At 66.6% G+C, this 24,032-nt stretch carries 23 protein-coding genes; 5 read left to right on the forward strand and 18 right to left on the reverse strand.

The features are described from left to right. Nucleotides 1–24 precede the first annotated feature (24 nt). Nucleotides 25–1,821 carry a DUF342 domain-containing protein gene (locus CAL12_RS18005; RefSeq protein WP_086065885.1) on the reverse strand — a complete coding sequence of 599 codons (1,797 nt, stop codon included), beginning with the start codon at nucleotides 1,819–1,821 and terminating at the stop codon, nucleotides 25–27. Between the two features lie 272 nt (nucleotides 1,822–2,093). Here CAL12_RS18005 and CAL12_RS18010 point away from each other — a divergent pair, with 272 nt between their 5' ends. The 3 genes from CAL12_RS18010 (at nucleotide 2,094) to CAL12_RS18020 (ending at nucleotide 4,683) form a co-directional block, all read left to right on the forward strand. Next, the gene (locus tag CAL12_RS18010; RefSeq protein ID WP_086065886.1) at nucleotides 2,094–2,873 is read left to right on the forward strand and encodes an SDR family oxidoreductase; all 780 of its coding nucleotides are present in this window, start codon (nucleotides 2,094–2,096) and stop codon (nucleotides 2,871–2,873) included. A gap of 78 nt (nucleotides 2,874–2,951) precedes the next feature. After that, a complete protein-coding gene (argA, locus tag CAL12_RS18015; RefSeq protein WP_086065887.1) occupies nucleotides 2,952–4,307 on the forward strand; it encodes an amino-acid N-acetyltransferase in 1,356 nt (451 codons plus the stop codon). Between the two features lie 103 nt (nucleotides 4,308–4,410). Continuing rightward, on the forward strand, nucleotides 4,411–4,683 hold the full coding sequence (locus CAL12_RS18020; protein ID WP_086065888.1) for an oxidative damage protection protein: 273 nt from the start codon (nucleotides 4,411–4,413) through the stop codon (nucleotides 4,681–4,683). Between the two features lie 75 nt (nucleotides 4,684–4,758). Here the strand turns inward: CAL12_RS18020 and phoU are convergent, their stop codons facing one another. From phoU to rmuC, 3 genes are all read right to left on the reverse strand, one after another. After that, nucleotides 4,759–5,484, reverse strand: coding sequence for a phosphate signaling complex protein PhoU (gene phoU, locus CAL12_RS18025; RefSeq protein ID WP_198298267.1), 726 nt, complete (start codon nucleotides 5,482–5,484; stop codon nucleotides 4,759–4,761). Between the two features lie 164 nt (nucleotides 5,485–5,648). Then, complete coding sequence (gene rpiA, locus CAL12_RS18030; protein WP_086065889.1) at nucleotides 5,649–6,326, reverse strand: ribose-5-phosphate isomerase RpiA; 678 nt, start codon at nucleotides 6,324–6,326, stop codon at nucleotides 5,649–5,651. Between the two features lie 45 nt (nucleotides 6,327–6,371). Then, nucleotides 6,372–7,763, reverse strand: coding sequence for a DNA recombination protein RmuC (gene rmuC, locus CAL12_RS18035; RefSeq protein ID WP_086067965.1), 1,392 nt, complete (start codon nucleotides 7,761–7,763; stop codon nucleotides 6,372–6,374). Nucleotides 7,764–7,929: 166 nt separating this feature from the next. Here rmuC and CAL12_RS18040 point away from each other — a divergent pair, with 166 nt between their 5' ends. After that, a complete protein-coding gene (locus tag CAL12_RS18040; RefSeq protein WP_086065890.1) occupies nucleotides 7,930–8,685 on the forward strand; it encodes a YrbL family protein in 756 nt (251 codons plus the stop codon). Between the two features lie 45 nt (nucleotides 8,686–8,730). Here CAL12_RS18040 and CAL12_RS18045 read toward each other — a convergent pair whose 3' ends face one another. The 14 genes from CAL12_RS18045 to CAL12_RS18110 all read right to left on the reverse strand — a co-directional run bounded on the left by CAL12_RS18045 (nucleotide 8,731) and on the right by CAL12_RS18110 (nucleotide 22,710). Continuing rightward, nucleotides 8,731–9,423 carry a DNA-3-methyladenine glycosylase gene (locus CAL12_RS18045; RefSeq protein ID WP_198298268.1) on the reverse strand — a complete coding sequence of 231 codons (693 nt, stop codon included), beginning with the start codon at nucleotides 9,421–9,423 and terminating at the stop codon, nucleotides 8,731–8,733. Between the two features lie 19 nt (nucleotides 9,424–9,442). Then, nucleotides 9,443–9,799 (reverse strand): arsenate reductase, encoded by a 357-nt coding sequence (locus tag CAL12_RS18050; RefSeq protein WP_086065892.1) that lies wholly within the window; start codon nucleotides 9,797–9,799, stop codon nucleotides 9,443–9,445. Further along, nucleotides 9,796–10,605 (reverse strand): ABC transporter permease subunit, encoded by an 810-nt coding sequence (locus tag CAL12_RS18055; protein WP_086065893.1) that lies wholly within the window; start codon nucleotides 10,603–10,605, stop codon nucleotides 9,796–9,798. Before CAL12_RS18055 ends, CAL12_RS18050 begins: the two co-directional genes overlap by 4 nt. Continuing rightward, the gene (locus tag CAL12_RS18060; protein WP_086067966.1) at nucleotides 10,602–11,513 is read right to left on the reverse strand and encodes an ABC transporter permease subunit; all 912 of its coding nucleotides are present in this window, start codon (nucleotides 11,511–11,513) and stop codon (nucleotides 10,602–10,604) included. Before CAL12_RS18060 ends, CAL12_RS18055 begins: the two co-directional genes overlap by 4 nt. A 5-nt stretch (nucleotides 11,514–11,518) precedes the next feature. Then, nucleotides 11,519–12,646: an ABC transporter ATP-binding protein gene (locus CAL12_RS18065; protein ID WP_086067967.1), complete on the reverse strand. Its 1,128-nt coding sequence runs from the start codon at nucleotides 12,644–12,646 to the stop codon at nucleotides 11,519–11,521. 5 nt (nucleotides 12,647–12,651) lie between these two features. Beyond that, nucleotides 12,652–13,767: a polyamine ABC transporter substrate-binding protein gene (locus CAL12_RS18070; RefSeq protein ID WP_086065894.1), complete on the reverse strand. Its 1,116-nt coding sequence runs from the start codon at nucleotides 13,765–13,767 to the stop codon at nucleotides 12,652–12,654. An 84-nt stretch (nucleotides 13,768–13,851) separates the two neighbouring features. Next, nucleotides 13,852–14,571 carry a 3-deoxy-D-manno-octulosonic acid kinase gene (locus CAL12_RS18075; RefSeq protein ID WP_086065895.1) on the reverse strand — a complete coding sequence of 240 codons (720 nt, stop codon included), beginning with the start codon at nucleotides 14,569–14,571 and terminating at the stop codon, nucleotides 13,852–13,854. Beyond that, on the reverse strand, nucleotides 14,561–14,989 hold the full coding sequence (locus CAL12_RS18080) for a group II truncated hemoglobin (protein ID WP_086065896.1): 429 nt from the start codon (nucleotides 14,987–14,989) through the stop codon (nucleotides 14,561–14,563). Before CAL12_RS18080 ends, CAL12_RS18075 begins: the two co-directional genes overlap by 11 nt. Continuing rightward, a complete protein-coding gene (locus CAL12_RS18085; protein ID WP_157793025.1) occupies nucleotides 14,986–17,538 on the reverse strand; it encodes an ABC transporter permease in 2,553 nt (850 codons plus the stop codon). The genes CAL12_RS18080 and CAL12_RS18085 overlap by 4 nt, the downstream gene beginning before the upstream one ends. Before the next feature lie 112 nt (nucleotides 17,539–17,650). Next, on the reverse strand, nucleotides 17,651–17,857 hold the full coding sequence (locus CAL12_RS18090; protein ID WP_086065897.1) for a hypothetical protein: 207 nt from the start codon (nucleotides 17,855–17,857) through the stop codon (nucleotides 17,651–17,653). 311 nt (nucleotides 17,858–18,168) lie between these two features. After that, on the reverse strand, nucleotides 18,169–19,539 hold the full coding sequence (radA, locus tag CAL12_RS18095; RefSeq protein WP_086065898.1) for a DNA repair protein RadA: 1,371 nt from the start codon (nucleotides 19,537–19,539) through the stop codon (nucleotides 18,169–18,171). A 59-nt stretch (nucleotides 19,540–19,598) separates the two neighbouring features. Next, entirely contained in the window at nucleotides 19,599–20,315 is a 717-nt protein-coding gene (locus CAL12_RS18100; RefSeq protein ID WP_086065899.1) for an SDR family oxidoreductase, read from the reverse strand. 134 nt (nucleotides 20,316–20,449) lie between these two features. Next, a complete protein-coding gene (locus CAL12_RS18105) occupies nucleotides 20,450–21,460 on the reverse strand; it encodes a tripartite tricarboxylate transporter substrate binding protein (RefSeq protein ID WP_157793026.1) in 1,011 nt (336 codons plus the stop codon). A gap of 35 nt (nucleotides 21,461–21,495) precedes the next feature. After that, nucleotides 21,496–22,710 (reverse strand): alpha-hydroxy acid oxidase, encoded by a 1,215-nt coding sequence (locus CAL12_RS18110; RefSeq protein ID WP_086065901.1) that lies wholly within the window; start codon nucleotides 22,708–22,710, stop codon nucleotides 21,496–21,498. 248 nt (nucleotides 22,711–22,958) lie between these two features. On the opposite strand from CAL12_RS18110, the gene CAL12_RS18115 reads away from it, so the two are divergent. Beyond that, nucleotides 22,959–23,915: a LysR substrate-binding domain-containing protein gene (locus CAL12_RS18115; protein ID WP_086065902.1), complete on the forward strand. Its 957-nt coding sequence runs from the start codon at nucleotides 22,959–22,961 to the stop codon at nucleotides 23,913–23,915. Nucleotides 23,916–24,032: the final 117 nt, after the last annotated feature.

The following is a 24,032-nucleotide window of genomic DNA, read 5'->3' on the forward strand; positions in this document are numbered from 1 at the left end:
TTTTCGCGGGACCGCCCTTTTCGCTCAGCGTATGATCAGCTTGCCGTCCGATAGTTTGGCCGTGCCGCCGGGCAGGTCCTCGGTCACGGACTCATGGCGATTGACCACCTGCAGTTCCACGCCGCCATGGATCTTGCGCGACGCATGGATCACGGCGTCCTCGGCGACGGTGTCGTCGGCGGACAGGCGCCGTTCGCGCGCATCCACGCCGGCCAGGTCCTTGACCAGCTTGGCGTGGGTCTGCACCGCGCGCTCGCCGATGCCGTTGGCGGCTTTCTCGGGGTTCTTGCGCAGGAAGATCAGCAACTGCTCCAGCTTGCTCTTTTCTTCCTGCAGGCGTTTGCGGGTGCGCTGCAGGGCTTCTTTCTGCGCCTGCGCGTGCGGATTGACGCCGACCTGGATGATAGTCTTGACGCCCGCCATGGTGCCTAGCGTGGCGGCGCGTACGCCGCGCAGCGCGCGCACCTGCCCGCCATTGATGTTGCCCTGCGTGGATCCCTTCGCGCCCACGGTCACCGTATCGCCGGCGTTCACCTCGCTCTGCCGGATCTCGCTTTCGACCTGGACGTCCTTGCCGGCATTGATCGAGGCATTGCCGATGAAACGCGCCTTGACCGAGCCGCGCGCCGTCACCTGCGCCAGGCGGGTGGTGGGTTCGCCGGTGGTGGCGCCTTCGGCCGCCCCCATGATGCCCCCCTTGACCACCACGTTGCCGCCGGCGTCGATGTGGGCGGCTTCCACGGTGCCGCTGACCAGCACGTCGCCGCTGACCTTGACCGACATGCCGGTGGTCACGTCGCCGCGCACCTGCAGGGTGCCTTCGAAATTGATGTTGCCGGAGTTCAGGTTGACCGCGTCGACTTCGACGACGGGGTTCACCGATACGCCGCAGGACAATACCGAAGGCGCGCCGTCGATGGCGGCGACCAGCACGTCCGGATCGTTGGGGTCGCGCACGACGCCCGTCAGGTTGTCGTCGTAGGGCAGGTCTTCCGGCGCCGGCGCGGGCGCGGGATTGCGATAGACGTCGATGCCATCGGTCCCCGCCGTGCCGGGAATCCGGCGCATCAGCGGCATGCCGGCCTTGACCAGGACCAGGTTGCCCATGGAGCGATAGTCGACCAGGGCGTTCTCGTCCACGTCGGCGGCCGCGTGGCGCGCCAGCAGGCTTTCGAAACGGGTGGGCGCGCCCGCCTTGGGCGGGATGCCCGAGGCGATCAGGACGTCTTCCGCGACGCCGCCTTCGACCGTCTGCAGCAGCAACTGCTCGTCCAGCCCGTAGACGATGCCTTGCTGCGTCAGCGCCGTGCGCACGTCGCCCAGCTGGATGCCACGGCCGCCACGGGCGGGATGCAAGGTCAGGTAGACCTGCAGCTTGTCTTCCGTGACCGTCAGCTCGAAGGCGCCGTCGACGACCTCGCCGATCACCGCTTCCACCACGCCGTCGCCCAGGTCCGCCGCGGCGGGCGTGGCATCGGGCTCGTGGTTGTCCATCAGTTCCAGCGCGGCGCCCAGCCGTGCGGCATTGGACTCGATCGCCGCCAGCTCGCCGGATACTTCCTGCACGGCCGAGGAGGCAGCCGCCACGGCGGTGCCGGCTTCGCGCAGGGCATCGGCGCTGATGCGCGCCGCGGCTTCCTGGCAACGTGCCAGGAAGCCGGCCACGGCCGCTCCATCCAGCGCATCCGGTGTCCAGCCGCGCGCCGCCAGGGCGGCCTGGAGCATGTCGCTGTCCGGGGGCTCCGCCGCCGCCGCGGCTCGGAATCCCGCACGCAGCTCACGGGTAGCAGGATCCAGGGTCAACCAATAGGATTGCGTCACTGCCGTGTATCCTCGAGAAATTACCGACGCGCAGACGACGGCGTGTCTCCATGTCGGCTTGGAATCATTGTTGGACCCGAAGGGGTGCCTGCGTGTCGACAAAAAGTGCTCAGCGCGTATTTCAAAATATTAACGGGCAAACTTCAAGTTGCGACCCTTTTTTTCTAAAAATTAGGTAATTTTTCCTTGGTCACCGGGTCACGCGCGCTGCGAGCGGATAATTCAGCTTTCTGTCAGCGCCGGTACCCGCTTCATCGTCTGGGAGTCGTTACATGGATCTGGGTATCGAAGGCCGTACCGCGCTGGTGTGCGCGTCCAGCAAGGGCTTGGGCCGCGCATGCGCGCTGTCGCTGGCGCGCGAAGGCGTGCGGGTGGTGATGTCGGCGCGCGGCGCCGACGCGCTGGAAGAAGCCGCCGCCGCGATCCGCGCGGAAACCGGCGCCACCGTGACGACCGTGGCAGCGGACGTCACCACCGCCGAGGGCCGCGCGCGCCTGCTGGCGGCCTGCCCGCAACCGGACATCCTGGTGAACAATGCGGGCGGCCCCAAGCCGGGCGATTTCCGCGAATGGTCGCGGGACGACTGGATCAAGGCGCTGGACGCCAACATGATCGCGCCCATCGAATTGATCAAGGCCACCATCGACGGCATGATCCAGCGCCGCTTCGGCCGCATCGTCAACATCACGTCGGCGGCCGTGAAGATGCCCATCGACCACCTGGGCCTGTCCAACGGCGCGCGGGCCGGCCTGACCGGCTTCGTCGCCGGCCTGGCACGGCAGGTCGCCGAGCACAACGTCACCATCAACAATCTGCTGCCCGGTCCGTTCGAAACGGACCGCCTGCGCGGCACCGCCATCGCGACGGCGCAGAAGACCGGAAAATCGGTCGAGGACATCCTGGAAGCGCGCCGGATGACGGTTCCGGCGCGGCGCCTGGGCGACCCGGCGGAGTTCGGCGACGCCTGCGCCTTCCTGTGCGGCAACCGCGCGGGATTCATGACCGGCCAGAATCTGGTGCTGGATGGCGGAACCTATCCGGGCACGCTGTAGCGCGGTCACTATAATTTCGCGATTCAACCCAGGTTACGCCTGGCCGCCCTACCCCGTTTTCCGGCTCTCATACGCACCATGCCCGACCTGGATCAAGACACCGTTTCAGCCCTGGAAGCACCCGAGTTCGCCCCCGCGCAGTTCGTGCGCTGGTTCCGTGAAGTCGCCCCCTATGTGCACGCGTTTCGCGGCAAGACCTTCGTCGTGGCGTTCGGCGGCGAACTGATCCAGGCCGGCGCCTTGAACACCCTGGTGCAGGATCTCTCGCTGCTGTCGGCGCTGGGCATACGGCTGGTGCTGGTGCACGGCTCGCGGCCGCAGGTCAACGAGCAATTGCGGCTCAAGGGCTTCAGCCACCAGTTCGATCGCGGGCTGTCACCCACCGACGCGGCCTCGCTGGAATGCGCCAAGGAAGCCGCCGGCGAAATCCGCCTGGATATCGAGGCGGCCTTCAGCCAGGGGCTGCCCAATACGCCGATGTCGCATTCGCAGATCCGCGTCATCTCGGGCAACTTCGTCACCGCGCGGCCTACCGGCGTGATCGATGGCGTGGACTATCGCCACACCGGCCACGTGCGCAAGATCGATGTCGATGCGATGCGCTTCGCCATGGAAAAAGGGTCGGTGATCCTGCTGTCGCCCTTGGGTTTTTCGCCCACCGGCGAGGCCTTCAACCTGGCCATGGAAGACCTGGCAACCAGCGTCGCGGTGGCCTTGCGGGCGGAAAAGCTGATCTTCCTGTCCACCACCGAAGGCGTGCGCAACGAGGACGGCAGCATCGATACCGAACTGGCGCGCGTGGATGCCGATGCGCTGCTGGCCAAGGGCGGCCTGGACGAGGACACCGCGCTGTTCGTGAAGTACAGCTCGCAGGCGGTCAAGCGCGGCGTGGCGCGCGCTCACGTCGTGCCCTTCGGCCTGGATGGCAGCGTGCTGCTGGAAATCTTCACCCACGACGGCGTGGGCACCATGGTCGTCGAGGATACGCTGGACGACCTTCGGCCGGCCACACTGGACGACGTGGGTGCCATCCTGAGCCTGGTGGAACCGCTGGAAGCCGACGGCACGCTGGTGCCGCGCGGCCGCAGCACCATCGAACGCGACGTCGAGAACTTTACCGTTCTGGAGCACGACGGCGTGATCTACGGTTGCGCGGCCCTGCATCCCTATCTTGAAGACCAGATGGCCGAAATGGCCTGCCTGATCGTGCATCCGGAATGGCAGAGTTCGGGGGAAGGCGAGCTGCTGCTGCGCCACATGGAATCGCGCGCGCGGGCACTGGGCGCCAAGCGGCTCTTCGTGCTGACGACGCGCACCTCGCACTGGTTCATGAAGCGCGGCTTCGTGCAGGGCGGTATCGCCGACCTGCCGCGCGACAAGCAGCAGCACTACAACCGGTCGCGCAACAGCCTGGTGTTCATCAAGCGGCTGTAGAGCAGGACAGGGGCAGGACAACGAGACGGCCCGCTGGGCGAGCGACCGGCCTGGCGCGTTTCGGTAAAATCGATAATCCAACTTTTATACGGCAGCAAACCCAATGACCCGTACCGTTCACTGCGTCAAACTGAAGCGCGACGCCGAAGGGCTGGACTTTCCGCCCTACCCTGGCGAACTCGGCCAGCGCATCTGGCGAGAGGTCTCCAAGGAAGCGTGGGAAGAATGGAAAGGCATCCAGACCCGGCTGGTCAATGAGAACCGCCTGAACCTGGCCGATGCCCGCGCCCGCAAGTACCTGCAGCAGCAGATGGAGCGCTTCCTGTTCGAAGACGGCACCGTCGAAGCGCAGGGCTTCGTACCGCCTTCCGCCTGACGCCGGCGCGCAAGGAAAAGCCCCCCGATGGCTGGTTAGCTTCCGGCCATCGGGGGGCTTTTTTTCGCGCCTGGCCTATTCCGTGGTTTCGGTGCTTTCCTCTTCGCCGCGGGCCTGGCGCTCGGCGTTCTTGGCGCCGGTGTGGCGCACATCCGCGCCGCGGACCATGTAGATCACGCGTTCCGACATGTTCTTCGCGTGGTCGCCGATCCGCTCCAGCGCACGGGCGATGAAGATCAGGTCGATCGACGGCGTGATCGTGCGCGGATCCTCGATCATGAACGAAATCAGCTGGCGCAACGCCGCCTTCCACTCCTTGTCGACGTCCTTGTCGTTGCGAACGACCTGGGCCGCCTGCACCGGATCGAGCCGCGCGAAGGCGTCCAGCGATTGCCGCAGCATCGAGCCGACGCTGTTGCCCATGTGGCGCAGATCCACCATCGGCAAGGAACGGATTTCGCCGTCGTGAATGCGGCGCGCGACGGTGGCGATTTTTTCCGCCTCGTCGCCCGACCGTTCCATGTCGGTCAGCATCTTGGACACCGCCAGCAGCATGCGCAGGTCGATGGCCGTCGGCTGGTGGCGTGCCAGAATCTGGCTGATGCGCTGGTCGATGTCGACCTCGTAGCGATTGACTTCCTTTTCGCGTTCGCGCACCTTGTCGACCAGGTCCAGGTCGCCGTTGGCCAAGGCATCGACGGCGTCCTGGATCATGGCTTCCACCACGCCGCCCATCGCCAGAAACTGCGAACGGACGCCTTCCAGGTCGGCATCGAATTGTTTGTTAGTGTGCTCGGTCATCCGGGCTCCCTGCGGGGTTAACGATGGTTCCATTGCCATGCGAGCCTCCAAGAAACGCCATTCGGAAGTCCCCAGGCCGCATCGGTCGGCTAGGTTATGACTCCCATGTGACAGGATTATGAATCGTGCGGTCTGGCCCAGGTGCGGCCGCGCCTGGGCGGCGACTACTGACGTACCAGGCGCCGTATCCCCTGCTGCGTGGCGAGCAGCGCGATATCGGCGCCGGGCTGCGTGAACAGGCCGCAGGTCACGACGCCGGGCAGGTTGTTGATGTGCAGTTCCAGCGCCGGCGCATCGACGATGTCCAGCCCCGCCACGTCCAGGATGACGTTGCCGTTGTCGGTGATGAAGCCGTCGCGCAGCGCCGGGCGCCCGCCCAGCGCGGCCAGCTTGCGCGCCACCGCGGCGCGCGCCATGGGGATGACTTCCACCGGCAGCGGGAAAGCGCCCAGGCGTTCCACCAGCTTGGATTCGTCGGCGATGCAGACGAATCGGTCGGCCACGGACGCGACGATCTTCTCGCGGGTCTGCGCGCCGCCGCCACCCTTGATCATATGCAGGCGGCCATCGAGCTCGTCGGCGCCGTCGACGTAGATCGGCATGTACTCGACGTCGTTCAGGTCCAGCACGGGTATGCCCAGCGCGGCCAGGCGGGCGGCGCTGCGTTCCGAACTGGCCACGGTGCCGCGCAGGCGGCCCTTGAACCGCGCCAGGCCGTCGATGAAGAGGTCGGCGGTGGAGCCGGTGCCGACGCCGATGATGACGTCCGGGCCGGCGACTTCGCCGACGATTTCCAGGGCGGCCGTGGCGGCCTGCTGCTTCAATTCTTGCTGGCTGAGCATGAGAGCACTCGATAAATAGGTTTCAAGTTCGCGCAAGGCCGCATGCTACGCCGATCGCGCGTCTTCGTCGTCCCGCACGGCGGAGGCGTCTTCCGGAAGCTGGGCGAACGTGGTGGCCACCGCCGCGTCGTCTGGAAGGGCTTCCACGGCCTTGAGGCTGCGCAGCATGGCGCGAGTGCGTGTTTCGGTCTGGCCTATCTTGGAGCTGGCGGTCTCCAGCGTGCGCTTGACGCCGGCCAGCGCATCGCCGAAGCGGCCGAATTCGGTCTTGACGGCGCGCAACACCTGCCAGACTTCGGACGAGCGGCGCTCGATGGCCAATGTGCGAAAGCCCATCTGCAGGCTGTTCAGCAACGCCGCCAGATTGGCCGGACCGGCCACGTTCACCCGCAGGCGATGCAGCTTGTCGATCAGGCCGGGGCGCCGCAGGACCTCGGCGTACAGGCCTTCGGTGGGCAGGAACATGATGGCGAAATCCGTGGTGTGCGGAGGCGCGACATACTTGTCGGAGATCGCGCGGGCCTGCAGTTCGATTGCCTTGGACAACGCCGCGGCGGCCACCCGGGCAGCGTCGGCATCGGCTGCCTGTTCGGCCTCCAGCAGGCGCTCGTATTCTTCCTTGGGAAACTTGGCGTCCAGCGGCAGCCACACCGGCGCGCCGTCATCGGCGCGCCCCGGCAGGCGGATGGCGAATTCGACGATGGCATCGCTGCCGGGCACCGGTTTCACATTGCTGGCGTATTGTTCCGGCGCCATGCTGTCTTCCAGCAGGCGCGCCAGCTGTACCTCGCCCCAGGTGCCGCGCGACTTCACGTTGGTCAGGACGCGCTTGAGGTCACCGACACCGGACGCCAGGGTCTGCATTTCCCCCAGGCCCTTGTGCACCGCCTCCAGGCGTTCCGAAACCAGCTTGAACGATTCGCCCAGGCGCTGCTCCAGGGTGGCGTGCAGCTTCTCGTCGACGGTGCGCCTCATTTCTTCGAGCTTGCCGGCGTTGTCGGCCTGCAGCGCCGTCAGGCGCTGGTCGACGGTCTGCCGCACTTCCTGCAGCCGACGGTCGTTCATGTCGATCAGGCGCTGCACCTGCTCGCCGAATACCGTGCTGAATCGCCCCAGCGATTCGGCGGATTCGCTGCGGGAGGCCTGGGCCTCGCGCGCGACGGCGTTGCGCAGCTCTTCCAGATGCCGGCCCAGCTCCAGGCGCAGGCCGCGCATGGCGTCGCCCATTTCCACCCGGAGCGCCCGCTGGCCTTCCGCCAGTTCCCCCCGCAGCGCGCCCGCCAGTCGTTCCTGCTCGGCCAGCACCGCCGTCAGATGGTCGGTCCCTTTTTTCGATCTGGCTGCATTCCAGGCCGCCAGCCCGGCCGCCAACGCGGCAAACAGGGCCGCTCCGGCCGCGGCCCACACCCATAGCACAATGTCGCTTTGCGGCAACATGGTCTCCCCGAATACCCAGGCCGCATTGTAGGGCGTACGCCACATCGGCCAAGTTTTCCTTTCCGCGCTGGTTCCAAGCGGTCAAACTACGGACATCGTCGAATTTTCGTCATGGAACTGTGGCAGCAGCAAAACCAGAACAGCCACAGCGAGCCAGGCCATTCCTATGAGCATCGTCGCCCTGCCAGTCCGGCGTGAGACCGTCGCCGTGCCGCTGCACGCGCAACCCGCGCCCGCCGAACTGCACCTGCATACCCAATTCCGGCTGTTGGACCTGGCCGGATTGCGCCCCATCGCCTCGGGCGCCGAGCGGCTGGTGTATCAGCACCCCTACGACCCTGCCCTGCTGGTGAAGGTGATCGACTTCCCGGCCATGGCGGAACATCTCAGCACGCGTCCCCTGCGCCGCTGGCGCAAGAACCATCAGCGCGAAGGCGCCTACCGCAACCACGTCGCCGAGCTGGCCGAATACACCGCCGCCCAGAACGCCGCCGCCGGCCGCTGGAAAGTGCCCATGGCGCGTGTCCTGGGCCTGGCCCAGACCGATTTGGGGCTGGGATTGCTGGTCGAGAAAATCACTGACGGCAAGGGCGGCCTGGCGCCGACGGTCGAACAGATCGTGCGCGAACGCGGCCTGGACGAAAAACTGGCCCGAGAGCTGGATTATTTCTTCGACACGCTGGCGGATCACCACATCATCCTGAACGATGTGTCGGCCCGCAACGTGGTCGTTGGACAGAATGCCGACGGCGAGCCGGGCCTGTACCTGATCGACGGATTCGGCTCCAAGCAGGCCGTGCCGGTATTCGCCTACAGCAAGGCCTTGAACCGCCAGCGCATCCTGCGCAAGTACCACAGGATGAAGGCCAAGCTGGTCCTGCGCAGCCAGGCGCGTGCGCGGTTGACCGAACAGAATCGCTGATCTCAGGGGAAAGAGCGCGGAGCGCCGAGAGAAAGCCGGAGAGGGTCAGGACCGCAAGGCCTGACCCTTGCAAGGCCGCCCCTGCCGCGTCACCCAGTCGTAGTCGCGCCCCGCCACCTGCCCACGCCGCAGCGGATTGCGGGTGCAGAACGGCGCGTAGGCGGGATCCACGAAACGGTAGGGAAGATGCGCGTCGCGGCCTTCGGGTATGCCTAGCCGCACGGTGCGGATCAGCCTGGGCGGGCGCGCACCGATATCTTCCACGAAGAAGACCGCCGGATCGAAATGCCCGCCATCCCAATCCGGCACCTTCAGGCCCAGCGATCGGCACAACAGCGTCTGGCCCGCGCATAGCCGCTGTGGCGGCCGGCTGCCGCCCTGGGCGTCCGGATTCAGCGCCTGCATGCGCGCCAGCGATTCTTCGCCGGAAACCGCGTCGACCCAGGGATGGGCGGACTTGATCAGCACCGCGTTGCCCGGGCCGCCCGCACTGATGTTCAAAGAATCGCCGCCACGCGCGTAGTACATATAGATCGCGCCGCCGTCCATGAACAGCGCGCGGCGCTTATGGGTGTAGCCCAGCGAGGCGTGACTGCCCCTGTCGTGCAGGTAATAGGCTTCCGTTTCGATGATGCGCGCCGACAGCCACAGGCCCTGGTGCCGGCGGCGCAGCACCATGCCGATGAGCTCGCGGGCCACCTGGCAGGCGTCCCGATCGAAAAACGAATCTGGCAGCATGGGGCCGCCGGTTCCAGTGTCAGGCAAAACGTTCCGTGTAGCGCTTTTCCGAGAAACCGACGCTGACGGCGCCATCCGGCGTGACCGTCACCGGGCGCCGCACCAGCGCCGGATACTCGGCGATCAGGGCCTGCCATTCGCCATCGCTGGCCGCCGCCTTGCGGGCTTCGGGCAAGGCGCGCCAGGTCATGGACGTCCGGTTCACCAGCTTTTCCCAGCCCCCCACCTGCTCGGCCCACTGCTTGAGGGTGCCGGCGGCAACGGGGTGGTCGCGGTAATCGACGAAATCGTGCTTGACGCCGTGGTCGTCCAGCCAGGTACGCGCCTTGACGCAGGTGCTGCATTGCTTGAGGCCGTACAGTACGGTCTGTTTCATTGGGTCCCCTTCAAGGCGGCGCGCCGCTGCAGGTGGTTGGCCGCCACCACGCACACGCCGACGATCAGAATGAAAAGCGCCGCGAGCGCATTGACCTCGGGCTTCAGCCCCAGGCGCACCCGCGAAAACACTTCGATCGGCAGCGTGGTGTAGCCCGGGCCGGACAGGAAGGACGACAGGATCACGTCGTCCAGCGACAGGGTGAAGGCCAGCAGCCACGCCGACGCCAGCGCCGGCGCGATCAGGGGCAGCGTGATGGTGAAGAACACCTTCAGCGGCGTGGCGCCCAGGTCCAGGGCCGCTTCTTCCAGCGAACGATCGAGGTCGCGCACGCGGGACTGGATGATGACGGCGACGAATGCCATGCAGAAGGTGGTATGCCCCGCCCAGATGGTGAAGATGCCGTTTTCCGGCCAACCGATGGTGGTGCGCACTTCGACAAACATCAGCAGCATGGAGATGCCGATGACGACCTCCGGGATGACCAGCGGCGCGCTCAGCATGCCGATATACAGCGAAAAGCCGCGGAAGCGCCCCATGCGCGCCAGGACGTAGCCCGCCCAGGTGCCGATGATGGTGGCGGCGGTGGCCGCCAGCGCGGCGATGCGGAACGACAGCCAGGCCGCGCCCAGCAAGGCGTCGTCGCGGAACAGCGATCCGTACCACTTGAACGAGAAGCCCGACCACGACGTGACCAGCGGCGAATCGTTGAACGAAAACGCCACCAGGCTCAGGATGGGGATATACAGGAAGGCGAAGCCCAGCCCCAGCGCCAGCGCGCGCATGCCGCGATGAGGCCCCTTCATTGCCTGGACTCCCGGCCCGTTTCGACCTGCCTGACCTGGTTGTACTGGAACAGCGACAGCGGGACCAGCAACAGCAGGACCATCACGCAGGTGACGGCCGCGGCCATGGGCCAGTCGGCGTTGTTGAAGAACTCGCTCCACATGACGCGGCCCATCATCAGCGTATTCGCGCCGCCCAGCATTTCGGGGATCACGTATTCGCCCACGGCCGGGATGAATACCAGCATGGCGCCGGCGATCACGCCCGGCCGCGACAGCGGCACGGTGATCTGCCAGAAGGCCTGCCAGGGCCGCGCGCCCAGGTCGTAGGCGGCTTCCAGCAGGCGCAGGTCCATCTTTACGAGGTTGGCGTACAGCGGCAGGATGAAGAACGGCAGGTAGGAATACACCATGCCGATGTAGACGGCGAGGTCGGTCCGGTAGATTTCCAGCGGCTGCGAAATGATGCCCAGCGCCAGCAGCAGCTTGTTGAGCAGGCCGTCATTGCGCAGGATGCCGACCCATGCGTAGACCCGCAGCAGCAGCGAGGTCCAGAACGGCAGGATCACGCCCAGCAGCAGCAGATTGCGCGTGGCGGGGGCCGAGCGCGCGATGTAATACGCCATGGGATAGCCGATCAGCACGCAGCACAGGGTACTGATGGCGGCGATCTTGACCGAGCTCAGGTAAGTGGCCAGGTAGAGGCTGTCGGTGAACAGCAGCGCGTAGCCGCGCAGGTGCAGGCTGAAGTTCAGCGCTTCGTCCTTGAGCTCCAGCAGCGGCGTATACGGCGGCACGCCGAACTGCAGATCGGCGAAGCTGATCTTGAGCACGAGCAGGAACGGCACCAGCAGGAACAGGGCCAGCCAGGCGTATGGCGGCACGATGGCCAGCGCGCGCGGCGACGGCAGCAAACGACGCAGCGGCATGATGTTCATGAAGGCAGCACCGTCGCGCTTTCCGCGTCCCAGGCCACGTAGACTTCTTCGTGGATGGCCGGCGCGTCATCCTGCGCGAACACCTGCCGGGGCACGGTGGCTTCCACCGTCATGCCGGAATCCAGGCGGATGTGGTACAGCGCGTAGCTGCCCATCCAGGCCATGTGGGTGACGGCGCCATGCGCCCAGTTGTAGATGCTTTCCGGCTGGTCGCGCGACACCACGATGCGCTCCGGGCGGATCGATACGTATACCTGCATGCCCAGCGGTTCGCTCACGCCATGGCTGACGTACAACTGGCGCGACAGCTGGTCGGACTCGATGGCGACGTGGTCGGGCTCGTCGACCACGATGGTGCCGGAAAACAGGTTCGTGCTGCCGATGAAGCCGGCGACGAAGCGCGAGTTGGGGAATTCGTAGACGTCCTGCGGCGTGCCGACCTGGACGATCTGGCCTTCCGTCATGACCGCGAGCCGGTTGGCCATGGTCATGGCTTCTTCCTGGTCGTGCGTGACCATGATGCAGGTCACGCCGACCTGTTCCAGGATGCGCACCAGCTCGATCTGCGTGGCCTGGCGGATCTGCTTGTCCAGCGCCGACATGGGTTCGTCCAGCAGCAGCAGCTTGGGGCGCTTGACCAGGCTGCGCGCCAGCGCGACGCGCTGCTGCTGTCCGCCGGACAACTGGTGCGGCTTGCGGCGCGAATAACCGGCCATCTGCACCAGGTTCAGCGCCTCGAACACGCGATCGTGGATTTCGGCACGGTCCACGCCTTCCTGCTTGAGCCCGAAGGCCACGTTGGCTTCCACCGTCATGTGCGGGAACAGCGCATACGACTGGAACATCATGTTGACGGGGCGCCGGTACGGCGGCATGTCGGTGATGTCCTCGCCGTCCAGCAGCACCTGGCCGGAGGTGGCTTCCTCGAAGCCCGCCAGCATGCGCAGCAAGGTGGACTTGCCGCAGCCCGAGCTGCCCAGCAAGGCAAACAGCTCGTTGCGCCGGACAGACAGATTCACCGAGCGCACGGCGACGGTGTCGCCGAAGATTTTCACCAGATCCGACACGCGCACGAATTCATCGGAATCCGCCACGTGGGAGGCCGCGTAACGGCTGTCATTCATGATGCTCAACGCCCGGACTTCAGTTCGGCCCACATGCGGGTTTGCAGGCGCAGGATGTTGATGGGTTGCGCCTTGATGACGTACAGCGTCTTGGAAACGTCCGCCGGCGGATAGATCATGGGATTGTCGGCCACGTCCTTGACGACGTACTTGCGTGCTTCCTTGTTGGCGTTGGGGTAGAACATCTTGTTGGTGATCGCCGCGTGCACCTGCGGCGTCTCGATGTAGTTGATGAACTTCATCGCGTTTTCGGGATGCGGCGCATCCTTGGGCACGGCCATCACGTCGAACCAGGCGGGCGCGCCGCCTTGCGGGATGAAGTAATTGACGTCGAAGGTCTGCTTGTTCTGGCGGGCGCGGTCGCGCGCGATCATGACATCGCCGGAAAACCCGTAGACCATGCACAGATCGCCGGAGGCCATTTCATCGATATAGCCCGACGAACTGAACTGCCGGATGTACGGGCGGATCTTCTTGAGAACTTCGAAGGCGGCCTTGTAGTCGTCCGGATTGCTGCTGTTGGGATCCTTGCCGATATAGTGCAGCACGGCCGGGAACACCTGGGCGGCCTCGTCGAGAACCGAAATGCCGCAGTCCTTGAGCTTGGCGGCATTTTCCGGCTTGAACAGCATGTCCCAACTGTTCAGCGGCGCATCCTTGCCCATGATCTGCTGGACCTTGGTGACGTTGTAGCCCAGCCCATTGGTGCCGTAGCCCCAGGGCACGAAGTACTTGTTGCCGGGATCGACCTGCGCCACCAAGGCCATGACCTCGGGATCCAGATATTGCAGGTTGGGCATCTTGGCCTTGTCCAGCGGCTGGAACAGGCCGCCTTGCAGCTGGCGCGAGGCATAGTGGGTGGACGGGACGACGACGTCGTAGCCGGACTTGCCGGTCAGCAGCTTGGCCTGCAAGGTGTCGTTGTTGTCGTAGGTGTCGTAGCGCACCTTGATGCCGGTTTCCCGTTCGAAGCCGGGAATGGTGTCGGGCGCGGTATATTCGGCCCAGTTGTAGACGTTGACGACGTTTTCCTGCGCCTTGGCCGCGCCCGCCACCGCCAGCGCCACCAAAGCCAACGCCGCGTAGCGTGCACCCGCGATTGCACCCGAGTTGATACCCATGTCCCAGAGCCCCTTGCCAGGAAAATTATTGCGGGACGGTGCCCGCGCGCAAAGGCAAAATGATAATTCGTTTTCCCGCGGGAGTCAGGCCGGCGCCCGCGCCATTCGCTCTCTGTAGGAATGGTCCAATTTCTGGAAGAACGCGAGCCCCGCCGCCCCGGCGACTTTTTCCAGGGAACGGCGCAGCCGTTCGATGTTGCGGCGTTGGCCGGCGCGTGTCACCCCGCCTTGCCGGCCGCGGTCGAAATCGATGATCCAGGCCTTGCCGCGCGCGTCCACCAGGATGTTGTACGCGTTCAGGTCGGCGTGCCAGACGCCGGCCTGGTGCATGCGCGCGATGGCATCGGCCGCCACGTCCCACACCGGCTGGTCCAGCAAGGCGGCCAACGGCCGCACGTCCGGCAGGCGCGCCACCAGGATGGCGGCCTCGTAGCCCAGGCGCCCCACCCGCCAATAGCCCGCGGCCAGGGGCGCGGGCACGGGCAGGCCTTGCGATGCCAGGGATTCCAGCAACTGGAATTCCATGAAGCAGCGGGTGCGCGCCTCGCCCAGCCATACGTAGCGCTGCCGGCTCAGCCGCGCGACCATGCCGCCGCGCCGGTAATGGCGCAGCACGCCATGGCCGAAGCCGCCGTCCACGAACCAGGCGGCCTGGCGGCCGCCCGCCTGTACCGTGCTGGCGTGCTCGCCATAGTGACCGGGATCGAAAAGTTCCGGGCCTGGCTGCGCGATGCGCGCCACGTCAAAGCACATGGCGCCAGGGCGCGTGCCATCCCACGCCAGCCGGCGCACGTCAGCCGGCACGGTTGCGCATCCAGTCCGCGGTGCCATAGAACGCATGGAGAAGACGATCCGCCAGGGGCGCGGGGACTTGCAGGTCCTGCATGGCGCGGCCCATGCAGGCCACCCACTGGTCGCGCTCGATCTCGCCGATGGAAAACGGCAGGTGGCGCGCGCGCAGGCGTGGATGGCCGTAGCGCTGGACGTAATGATCCGGCCCGCCGAAATAGCCACACAGGAACAGGAAAAGCTTTTCGCGCGCGGAATCCAGGCTGGGACCATGGGCCGCCCGCAGCGCGGTGAAATCTTCTTCCATGTCCATCAGGTCATAGAAGCGGTTGACCAGGGTGCGCACGGCGTCCTCGCCGCCCAGCAGCTCGAAAATCGTGCGGGTATGGTCCAGGGGCTCGAAGATGGGTTCGACCCGCGTGGTGGTAGTCATGTTGCTTCTCTCAGGGTGACCAGTGGCGGCGTGCGGAGTACGCCGCGCAAGGCCAGCGCGCCGCCGGCCCAGGCGCCCAGCATGCCCGCGGCGGCGCCTGCCAGCCATGGCCACAGGCTGAAGGTGACGTCGAAATCGAAGACCCGCTGCGACAGCGCCCAGGCGACCGCGCTGGCGCCAGCCGCGGCGAGTACGCCAGCCAGCCCACCCACCGCCAGCAACTCGATGCGCTGGGCGCGGGCCAGTTGCTGCCGGGTGGCGCCCAGTGCGCGCAGCACGGCGGCTTCGCGCACGCGTTCGTCGCGGGTGGCGGCAAGCGCCGCTGTCAGCACCAGCACGCCGGCCGCCAGGGTGAAGCCGAACAGCAGCTGCACCGCCTGCGCGACCTGGTCCAGCACGTCCTGCAATTGGCGCAGGATGGCGTCCACATCGAACACGGTCAGGTTGGGGAAGCGCTGGACCAGCGCCGGCAGCAAGCCGGCCTGCCCCGGCGGCAGGCGGAAAGACGTGATCCAGCTCTGCGGCGCATCGGCCAGCACGCCGGGCGACAGCATGGCGAAGAAATTGGCCCGCATCGTGTCCCAGTCCACGCCCCGCATGCTGGTGACCGTGACGTCGACCTGCTGGCCCGCGATGTCGAAGGTCAGCTTGTCGCCCATGTTCAGGCCCAGGGTGCGGGAAATGCCGGATTCCATGGACACTTCGCGCGAATCCGGCGCCATCCAGCGGCCCGACTGGAGGACGTTGTAGGACGGCATGCGATCGGCGTACGACAGGTTGAATTCGCGGTCCACCAGCCGGCGGGCGCGATCTTCCGTGTAGTCCGCCGAGGACACCTGCCGGCCGTTCACCGCGACGAGGCGGCCGCGGATCATGGGAAACAACGTGACGTCGGCGACGCCGGCGCCCGTCAGCGCGGCGGCGACGGCCTCGCGTTGGTCGGGCTGGATATTGATCAGGAAGCGGTTGGGGGCGTCGGGCGGCAGCGTGCGCTGCCAGCCGGCGATCAGGTCGGTGCGTGTCATGGCCAGCAGCAACAGCGCCATCAGGCCGATGGCCAAAGCGCACACCTGCGTGACCGTGGCCGCGCGCCGCCGCACCACGCCGGCCAGCGCGAAACGCAGCGCCGGCATGCCGTTGGCGGCACGCCGCAGGCGCGCCAGGGCCTGCACGCACAGCCAGGCGACCAGCGCGTAGGCCGCGAAAGCGCCGAGGAAGCCACCAGCCACCACCGCGCCCAGTTGCGCGTCGCCGGCGAACCACCAGATCAGCAGCGCGAAGCCGATGGCGCCCACGGCATAGCCCAGCACGCTGCCCATGCGCACCCCGGCGGCATCGCGGCGCAGGACCCGCGCGGGCGGGACGTGACGCAACTGGGCCAGGGACGGCAGGGCGAAGCCCAGCAGCAACCACATGCCGGTGGCCAGGCCCTGGGCGGCTGGGATGACGGATGGCGGCGGCAGGTCCACGCCGGCCATGCGGCCCAGCATGGACAACAGCCCCAGATGGACGACATAGCCCGCCAGCCCGCCCAGCACCGATCCGGCCAGGCCGACAAGCACGAACTCGACGGACAGCACGCGCGTCACCTGCGCTTGCGTGGCGCCCAGGCAGCGCATGACCGCGATGCCATCCCGATGCCGCAGCATGAAGCGCGTCGCGGCCAGGGCCACCGCCACGGCGGAGATCAAAACGGCGAGCAAGGCGACCAGCGACAGGAAGCGCTGGGCGCGATCCAGCACCCGGCGGATTTCCGGCCGCCCCGACTCGACGGTGGCCAGCCGCTGCCCGCGTTGCAGATGGGTGCCCAGCCACTGCTTGTATGCCGATACGGCCGGCGCGTCGCCGGCCGCGAGCAGGCCGTAGTCGACGCGGCTGCCGGGTGCCAGCAGGCCGGTGGCGGGCAACTCGTCGGCGCGCATCAGGACGCGCGGCGACAGGTTGACGAACGACATACCGCGATCCGGTTCGTAGGTAACGACGCGCGAAATGCGAAAGCGGCTGTCACCCAGCGCGATCGTGTCGCCCATTTTCAGGCGCAGCGCGGCCAGCAGTTGCGGATCCACCCAGACGGTGCCGCGTTCGGGTATGCCCCGCGTGGCGCTTTCCGCGCCGGCGGGCGCGACGGCCGTGCGCAGGCTGCCGCGCAGGGGATAGCCTTCGTCCACCGCTTTCAGCGAGACCAGTTGCGCCGCCTGGTCGGCCGACGCCATCGATGGAAACTGATAGGTGTGGACGAGTCGCAGCCCGAGGTCCACGGCCTGGCGCTCGAAAGCCGGCGGAACGGGTTCGTCGGCGTCCAGCACGATGTCGCCGCCCAGCATCTGGGCGGCGTCGCGCTCCAGCGCGCGACCCACGCGATCGGCCAGGAAGCCGACACTGGTCACCGCCGCCACGGCGACGATCAGCGCGACCAGCAGCAGCCGCAACTCGCCCGAGCGCCAGTCGCGCAGCAGCGTGCGCGCCCCCAGCCGGATGTTGGAAGCCAGGCCTGTGGCTACGGCCGCGGGAGCGGCGGCGTATGGACGAGCGGCGGATGTATCGTGCATGACCCTATCGTAACCTGACAGTTCGCTGGCTAAGGCAAAAAAGGAAAAAGGCGAAGCTCCCTCACGGAAGCTTCGCCCCTGGGACTGCCACAGCGCGGGAACGGGCCCTGGCTTACTTGGCCGCGGGCGTTGCCGGCGTCGCGGGGGTCGCCGACTTCTTGGCCTTCGTGCCCGACTTGGCCTTGTGCTTGTGCGTGGTCGTCTTGGCCGGCTTGGCGGTGGTGCCGGCGTCGGCGGCGAACACCGCCGGGGCGGCGGTCAGACCCAGGCACAGGGCGGACGCGGTCAAAAACGTAGCAATACGGGAGCGGTTCGTCATTTAAAAACTCCAGATTAAGCAAGGCCACGTGGCCTCATCCCACGGGCACGGCCGGTTGCCGTGATCCCCGTACAGCCTTGGAGCAAGCACCCCCGCGAAGGTTTCACGACACGCAAAAAAAATTGCATGATCTGCGATTTGGACATAGTTGCGGACGATGCGGCGGGCTTTTCCTTCGCCGCGCTTTCAAATTGCCGTCTGCATGCTGAAAGGCCGACACAGAACGGACGGTGTCCGCGCGACACAAGCGCCACTCACACGCCACTCACACGCGATGCGAGTGCGATGCCAGCGCCCGGGGCCGTCGCACGTTACCCGTTCTTCAATCTGTCCAGCGCATGTTCCAGGCGATCCACGGCCCATACCTCCAATCCTTCGATCGGCTGCCGTGGCGCGTTGGCCTTGGGAATCAGCGCAACGCTGAAGCCCAGCTTGGCGGCTTCGCGCAGGCGTTCCTGGCCGCGCGGCGCGGGACGGATTTCGCCGGCCAGGCCGACTTCGCCGAAGGCGACCAGGCCGCGCGGCAAGGGCCTGTCGCGTAGCGACGAGATGATGGAAAGCAATACCGGCAGGTCCGCCGCCGGCTCGGTGATGCGCACGCCGCCGACCGCGTTGACGAAGACGTCCTGGTCCGAGGTGACCACGCCGGCATGCCGATGCAGCACCGCCAGCAGCATCGCCAGCCGATTGCTTTCCAGGCCCACCGTCAGCCGCCTGGGATTGGAACCCTGCACGCCATCGACCAGGGCCTGGATTTCCACCAGCAGCGGACGCGTTCCTTCCTGCGTGACCATCACGCAGGAGCCCGCCACCTGGCGATCGTGCTGCGACAGGAACAGCGCCGACGGATTCGCCACGCCGCGCAGGCCGCGATCGGTCATCGCGAACACGCCCAGTTCGTTGACGGCGCCGAAGCGGTTCTTGAAGGCGCGCACCAGGCGGAAGGACGAGTGCGTGTCCCCTTCGAAATACAGCACCGTGTCGACGATGTGTTCCAGCACCCGCGGGCCCGCCAGCGCGCCATCCTTGGTGACGTGGCCGATCATCACGATGGCGATGCCGGTCTGCTTGGCCAGCCGCGTCAATTGGGCGGCGCACTCGCGCACTTGGGAAACCGAGCCGGGCGCGGCGGTGAGTTCGCCGCTGTACAGCGTCTGTATCGAGTCGATGACCGCCACGGACGGCTTCTGCTCGGTGACGGCGGCCTGGATGGCTTCCAGGCGGATTTCCGCCAGCAGATTGACGTTGCCGGTGCTCAGGCCCAGACGGCGCGCACGCAGCGCCACCTGTTCGGCCGATTCTTCGCCGGTGACATACAGCACGTTGGCGGTTTCGGACAGCGATGCCAGGGCCTGCAGCAGCAAGGTGGACTTGCCGATGCCGGGGTCCCCCCCGATCAGCACGACGGCACCGGCCACCAGGCCGCCGCCCAGCACCCGGTCGAACTCGTCCAGTCCGGTGGGCTGGCGCGGTACTTCGCGCGCTTCGATCTCGGCCAGGCTGCGCACCGGGCTGGACGCCGCCAACGGCGCATAGCGATGCGACGCGGCCGCCCCGGGGGCGGCGGCTTCCAGGGTTTCCGACAGGGTGTTCCAGGCGCCGCAATGCGGGCACTTGCCCTGCCATTTCGGGCTGGTGCCGCCGCATTCGGCGCAGACGTAGACGGTTCGTGATTTGGCCATGCCGGCAGTGTACCGGCATGGCGAAGGACGGCGGCCGATAAGCGCCGCCTGGAACGCGCCTAGCGCCCCGCGATGCTGCCGCCGCCATCCACCGCCAGGATCTGGCCGGTGATATAGCTGGCGTCGTCCGACAGCAGGAAGGCGATCGCCGCGGCGACGTCGGCGGGCGCGCCGATACGCTTCATCGGGATACCCGACAGGATGCGCTTTTCGGCATCGCTGCCGACCGGACGGCTGGCGCGGAACAGTTCGGTTTCGATGGGTCCGGGCGACACCGCGTTCACGGTGATGCCGTATTCCGCCAATTCGAGTGCCCAGCTGCGCGTACACCCGACCAGGGCGTTCTTGGCGGCGGAATAGCTGGTGCGGTCATAACCGCCGTGGATCGCGCGGCTGACGACGTTGACGATGCGGCCGGCGCGCCGCACCTTCATCGATTCGACGAAGGCCTGGGCAACCTGCACGGCGACGCGCACGTTCAGGTCCAGCACGTTGTACAGCGACGCCAGTTCGATGGCCCCCAGCGGCTGGGGCAATACCAGGCCGACGTTGTTGACCACGGCGTCGACCGGATACTTGTCGCGTATTTCGCGCAGCGTTTCTTCCGTCTTGCCGGCGTCCGACAGGTCGCAGGCATAGAGATAGCCCGGAAAATCGACATCGCCGGTGTGGCGGGCGATGCCGACGACATGGCAACCCATGTCCGCCAGACGGCGCGTCAACGCCCAACCGATTCCCTTGGTGGCGCCCGTTATGAGCACGCATTTATCTTTCATGATCTACCCTCGACAACACACTGCATACCGCCAAAGCACCGAGTAGACCACCAACCGGACCGTCTGTCTTGGGTTTCGTAACAACTAGGCGAGGCAGGCCGGCGCCGTCGGGCGCTGGCGCCCCGCCCCGCCGCTCAATCCACCGACGCGTGGGATTCCTGGACGATGACGCGCCACCGCGTGATCTCGTCGGCCAGGAATTTCTTGAAGAACGCCGGCGATTCGTTCATCGGCGCCATGCCCAGGTCTTCGAAGCGCTGGCGCAGCTCGGGCTCCGTCATGGCCTGGTTGACCGCCTTGTTCAGCTTGTCGACGATGGGCTGCGGCGTGCCGGCGGGCGCGACGATGGAATACCAGGTCGCCACGTTCATGCCCTTGACGCCCGCTTCTTCCATGGTGGGGATGTTGGGCACGGCGGGAAAGCGCTTGGCGCTGGTGATCGCCAGGGCCCTCAACTGGCCGCTTTCGATCAGCTGCTTGCTGCTGGGAATGTTGATGAAGGTGAAGTCCGCCTCGCCGCCGATGACGGCGGTGAGCGCCGGCGCGGATCCCTTGTACGGGATGTGCGTGGCGTCGAAACCGCCGATCTTCTTGAACAGCTCGCCGGCCAGGTGCTGGGTACTGCCGCTGCCGGCAGAGGAGAAATTCAGCTTGCCCGGGTGTGCCTTGCCGTAGGCGATCAGGTCGCTGACCGACTTGACGGGCAGCTTGGGATTGACCAGCAGCAGGTTGGGCGCCTCGGCGAAGATCGCCACCGGCTCGAAATCCTTGACCGCGTCATAGTCCAGCTTCTTGTACAGCGTGACGTTGATCGCCAGCGCCGTCGACGACAGCGACAGCGTATAGCCGTCCGGCGCGGAGCGCGCGACATACGACGCGCCGATATTGGTGCCGGCGCCGGGCCGGTTTTCCACCACGATGTTGCCGTGGATGATCTTCGCCAGTTCCTTGGCGAGCAGGCGCGCGGCGACATCGTTGCCGCCGCCGGGCGCGTAGCCGACCACCAGCTTGATGGGATGGTCGGGGTACTTGTCGGCGGCCGAGGACTGCGCCTGTGCGGTCACGGCGGCGGAAGCCGCCAGCAGCGAACAGCCGAACATCACGGCCTTGAGCGAAAAGCCTTGCAGGGGTAAGCGGAACTTCATGTTCAACATCTCCGTGTGTAGTGTTGTTCTGATATTCAAAGGCGGCGGACAGCCGGCCCGGCCGCAAGCAGGACGCCATCGTCGCGCGCATGTGCGAGTTCCGCGATGGCGTTGTATCCGACCATCCCCAGCGCGCGGAAAACCTCGTCGCGCAACAGCTTGGCGGCGTGCAGCACGCCGGCCTCGCCGGCGACGACGTTGGCGAAGTTGAACGGCCGGCCGACGAAGACGAAATCCGCGCCCAGGGCCAGTGCCTTGATGACATCCGTGCCGCGCCGGAAGCCGCCATCCACCATCACGGGAATGCGCGGGCCCGAGCTCTCCAGCGCGGCGATGACGGCCGGCAGCATGCGTACCGACGACGGGCTGCCGTCCAGCTGGCGCCCGCCGTGGTTGGATACGATGATCCCGTCGGCGCCGCGATCGCGGGCGATGCGGCAATCCTCGGGATGCAGCAGGCCCTTGACGATCAGCTTGCCGCGCCAGGATTCGCGTATCAGGGAAAAGCGCTCCCAGTCCATATGGTCCTTGGGCGCGTGGTCGCGTATCGCGGTCGCGGAAATGATCGGGGCGCCACGGGTCGCGAAGGAGTTCTCGAAATGCGGCATGCCGGTGCGCAGCAGCGTGCGCAGGAACACCTTGGCCAGCCAGCCCGGGTGCGACAGCCCATCCCAGGCCAGCGACAGGCTGGGCCGCAGCGGCGTCGTGAACCCGGCGCGGACCTGGTTTTCCCGGCTGGCGCCGATGAAGGTGTCGAAGGTCAGGACCAGGGTCCGGTACCCGGCTGCCTTCACGCGCTCCACCAGCGGCATCGTGCGTTCGATATCGCCGGGCAGGTAGGCCTGGAACCAGGCATCCGGGTTGGCGGCGTAGACGTCTTCCATGCGTATCGTCGACGTGCCGCTGACGATCATGGGGATATGGAAGGCCTGCGCGGCGCGCGCCAGGGCAACGTCGCCGCGGTAGGCGGCCAGCGCCGACAGGCCCATGGGGCAGATGCCGAAAGGCGCCGACCACTGTTCGCCGAACAGGTTGGTGGCCACGGATCGCCGGGACACGTCGCGCATCACGCGGGTCACCAGGAGATGCTCCTCGAACACCGCGCGGTTCTCCCGCAGGGTGTGCGTGTCTTCGGTGCCGCCGGCCACGTATTCGTAGACGGCGCGCGGCAGGCGGCGGCGCGCCTGCCGCTGGAAATCGTCTAGGGAAAAAATGCGCTCGAGTGCCCTGGGTCTGGTCTGCGATGCCATCGATGTCTCTGCGCCGGGACGGTCCGATGGCCGCGAGCGCCTCGCAAACGCTGCGTGGTGTCTCCGGTCAAAGGTTCGCGCCGGCGCCTTTTTTTGTATTTATCTCAAGGCCGGCTAGTGTGCCGGCTTCGCCCGCAACGCGCATTCGGCCCGGCCAAACGGCCGTTCGGCGCAAATGAACGGCGGCCCCTGGAATGCTATGCTTGCGCGGCCCGGGCAGCCCGGCCGAGGCACCAGGCGATCTCTCCATGGAACTCAGACAACTTCGATCCTTCGTCCGTGTGGTCGAGCTCAGCAGCATGGGACGGGCGGCGCTGGAGCTGGGTATCGCCACCTCCACGCTCAGCCAGCAGATCAGCCAGCTCGAAAGCGAACTCGCGACCAGGCTGCTGCAGCGACGCTCGACCGGGGTCTTTCCGACCGAAGCCGGACTGGATTTCTGGCACCAGGCGCAGGTCATCCTGCGGCAGGTCGACACCGCGGCGGCGGTCGCCCGCCAAGGCAGGTTTTCCGGCCAGGTCAGCATAGGCATGGCCACCACCACCGCGGCCGTCCTGACGGTGCCGCTGCTGTCGATCATGCGGGAACGCTACCCCGCCATCCGCGTCCGGATCGTCGAGGGCCTGACCGCGCACCTGGCCGCCCTGCTCAATTCACGCCAGCTGGATCTGGCGCTGCTTTTCGAAGCCTACGATCCCAAGCGCTGGAGCGTGACGCCGCTGGTCGATGAAAGGCTGTTCGTCGTGGCGCGCAAGGACCTGGCCGGCCTGCCGCCCACGCTGGCCACGGCCAGGAGCGTCAAGGTCAGCCAGATCGGCGACCTGCCCTTGATCATGCCCGGCAACAGCCACGCGCTGCGCGACCTGATGACGGCCAGCTTCAACGCGGAGAAACTCAGCCCCAACGTGGTCCTGGAGATCGAGGGAGCCCATAGCCTGATGCGCGCGGTGCGCGCGGGCCTGGGCGCGACGGTCCAGCCGGGCGCCGTGTTGTCCATGCTGGCGCCGGACGGCGAGACCATGGCGGACGACCAGCTGCTGCGGGCGATACCGATCGAGGATCCGTCGATGCGCAGGCGTTGCCTGCTGGCCAGCTTCTCCGACGACGAACTGTCGCCCTCCGCGCTCGCGACCCGGGTGACGCTGGTCCAACTGGCAAGACAATTGGTGCAGGACGGCGTCTGGCGCGGCGCGATCATGCTGTAGGTGCACGGGTAGGCGCGCGACCGTCTTGCATACCTGAATTGCCACGCCGGGCATAGCTTGCCTGCGCCCCGCCGCCTACCATGCCCTCCATCAAGATAACAATGACAATGGAGACAA

The sequence above is a fragment of the Bordetella genomosp. 8 genome, from assembly GCF_002119685.1.
GTDB lineage: Bacteria > Pseudomonadota > Gammaproteobacteria > Burkholderiales > Burkholderiaceae_B > Bordetella_C.